The 2,578-nt window shown below is 74.9% G+C and carries 3 protein-coding genes; 1 reads left to right on the plus strand and 2 read right to left on the minus strand.

Annotated features, from left to right (window positions below; translation table 11 throughout):
- Both HO151_RS06475 and HO151_RS06480 read right to left on the minus strand, forming a co-directional pair.
- Positions 1–889: STM4014 family protein (locus tag HO151_RS06475; RefSeq protein ID WP_173895136.1), on the minus strand; the 889-nt coding region annotated here is incomplete at its 3' end.
- Positions 890–924: 35 nt separating this feature from the next.
- On the minus strand, positions 925–1,893 hold the full coding sequence (locus tag HO151_RS06480; protein ID WP_173895137.1) for an STM4015 family protein: 969 nt from the start codon (positions 1,891–1,893) through the stop codon (positions 925–927).
- Between the two features lie 281 nt (positions 1,894–2,174).
- On the opposite strand from HO151_RS06480, the gene HO151_RS06485 reads away from it, so the two are divergent.
- On the plus strand, positions 2,175–2,501 hold the full coding sequence (locus tag HO151_RS06485) for a hypothetical protein (RefSeq protein ID WP_173895138.1): 327 nt from the start codon (positions 2,175–2,177) through the stop codon (positions 2,499–2,501).
- Positions 2,502–2,578: the final 77 nt, after the last annotated feature.

Consider the following 2,578-nt stretch of genomic DNA (forward strand, 5'->3'; position numbering starts at 1 on the left):
CCCCGACGGCCGCGGCCCACCGGTCGCCCGCCAGCGCCCGTACGGCCGCCAGATCACCGCGTGCCCCGCCGAGATGGAGGTTGGTCAGCGGGGAGCGGCTGGTGCGGACCACGGCGTGCGTGGCCCTGCCGGCCACGACGACGACCCGCAGGTCGGCGGAGCGGCCGCCGAGCGAGGCCTTCGGCAGCCACCGCTCGACATGCAGCCCGTCGGGGGCCAGGGCGTCGACGATCGCGGCGATCTCCGCCTCCCGTGTGTAGCGGCGCACCCGCAGCGAGTTGTGGAGACGGCCGTCCCCGGTGCGCTCCACCGACGTCGTCGCGCGGATCCGGTCCGCGCCGCCGGTCTCGACGGCCAGGACACCCGAGGCGGACGAACCGTGGGCGAGTTTGACGAAGACGCGCCGCATGCCCGCCGCCGCCATGACCTCCCGCACGTCCGCCCACCCCCGGACCGGTGTGCGGGCGCCGGACGTGGGGGACGGCGGCACCGGCACGTCCGCGCGCGCGAGCCGTTCGTGGCACAGCCGTTTGTCGAACATCACGGCCAGGTCGGCCGGGTCGTCGAGCCGCCGCCCGCCGCGCAACGACGCCACGCCCGCCAGGAACCGCGCGTACCAGCGTGCGGAACCCTCCACCCGCGTCGGCTCGTCCACGCCGCGCAGCAGGGCGTCCACGGCCGGGTCCTCGCCGGGGGAGTCGAGACGGACCAGCTCGTCGTCGGCGAAGTCGTGCCCGCCGTCGCGCAGCACGTCGAGCCACTCGACGACCCGGGGCGTGCCGTGGCCGGCGGCCACGGCGGCCGCCGTGAACAGGCTCACCCTGCGGTTGTCCCCGTTGGCGACGACCACCCACTTCGGCGGTGCGTCCGCCGGTCCGGTACGGCGCATGCCGCTGCCCTTCCTCGTCCGGTCCGCGCGGCGCGCTACTCGCCCACCGCCACGAACCGCCAGACCTCGCCGTCGCCGTCCTCGTCGTCCTCGGCGTCGTCCCGGTCCGTGTCGACCTCCACACCGGCGGGCTCCAGCGTCTCCAGCAGCCGGGTGCGCAGGGCCTCGCTGAGGTAGTTGTGGTGCAGGTCGAGCTTCCTGAGGTGCGTCAGCGGCTGACCGGTCAGCAGCGCCGTCGCACCGTCGTCGGTGAGCACCCCCATGGAGACGTCGAGCTCCTCCAGGCGCGCCACCACGGGGGCGGACGCGAGGGCCGCGCAGATCGCGTCCTGGATCTCGCTGTTGCGCAGGGCCAGCCGCTTGAGCGAGGGCAGCCTGGTGCCGGCGAAGAAGGGTTCGAGGTCGGCGACATCGGCGTCGCCGCCGTACTCGGACGTGCCCAGCCACAGGTCGAGGTCGACGAGGGCGGGCAGGTCGCTGGCGGCGATGGAGCGCACCGCCTCGGCGGGCATGCCGCCGGTCTCGACCCTGAGCCTGCGCAGCCGCTCGTGGCGGAACACGGGAACGACGAGCTGGTTGCCGCCGCGGACGCCGAACTCCTCCAGGTCGGGAAAGGCGCCGAGGAGCGGAGCCATGTCGCCCTGGGTGATCCAGGAGATCTCGGCCTCCTCCATCACGATGTCGCCGACGAACAGGGCGCGCAGGGCGGGCAGCCGGTCGCGGGCCGCCACCAGCGCGCCGACCACCTCGTCCGGGGCGTTCTCGTACACATCGCTCCACGCCCCGACGATCAGGGCCCGCACCCGGGTGGTGTCGACGGCCGCCAGGAAGCGGGCGAAGGCCTCCTCCCACTGCTCCTGGGCGTCGTAGGAGTCCACCGCGACGCGCCAGGCCACGGACTCGGGCGACGGGAGCGAGGACGGGTCGGGCACCGGGTCGTCGACGCCCGGGAAGCCGAAGGCCGGCAGACCGTGGAATTCCTTGAGGTGGCCACCGATGGTCATGGGCGCCCGCTCCTTCGTACTGAGGCCGGTGAATCGGCAGTCGTGGGTCCTGATCCCGGCGCGCGCCGACCGCGTCCGGACAACGGAGTTCTACCAAGCCGCACCGACAGCGCCGCCGACAGGGGCCCCTCCCGCGCCCGCCGCCGGGCTGCCGGCCCCGGACCGGAGCGGGCGCCCCGCACCCGTCACGGGCCGGGTGACCTGCGGACGAGCGGGATTGTCAGTGCCTGCCCCTACGGTCCTCCCCATGGCACACGGAGTGCCGCAACGGGAGGAGACCCATGTACCGGCAAGGAGACGTCCTGATCGTGGGACTGGCCGAGGGCGCGGTGCCGGAGCACGCGGCCGGCGCGGCGTCCGAACCGCGCGACGGCCGCGGCAGGCTCGTCCTGGCGCTCGGCGAAGTCACCGGCCACGCCCACGCGGTGGTCGGTCCGGGACGGCTGATCCGCGAGGCGGGCCTGTTCGGGCCGATGCTGCTGCACGTGCCCGACGGAGCCCGCGTCGTGCACGAGGAGCACGCGGCGATCTCCCTCCCCAAGGGCTGGTACCGGGTGATCCGGCAGCGGGAGTACGTGCCGGGCTCGGTGCGCGTGGTCGCCGACTGACGGGACGCACCTCCGCACCGCCCGCCCGCGAGCCGGGGCGCGGGCGGACGACGCGGACACGGCACCGGGGCACGGCC

The sequence above is a fragment of the Streptomyces sp. 8P21H-1 genome (assembly GCF_013302945.1).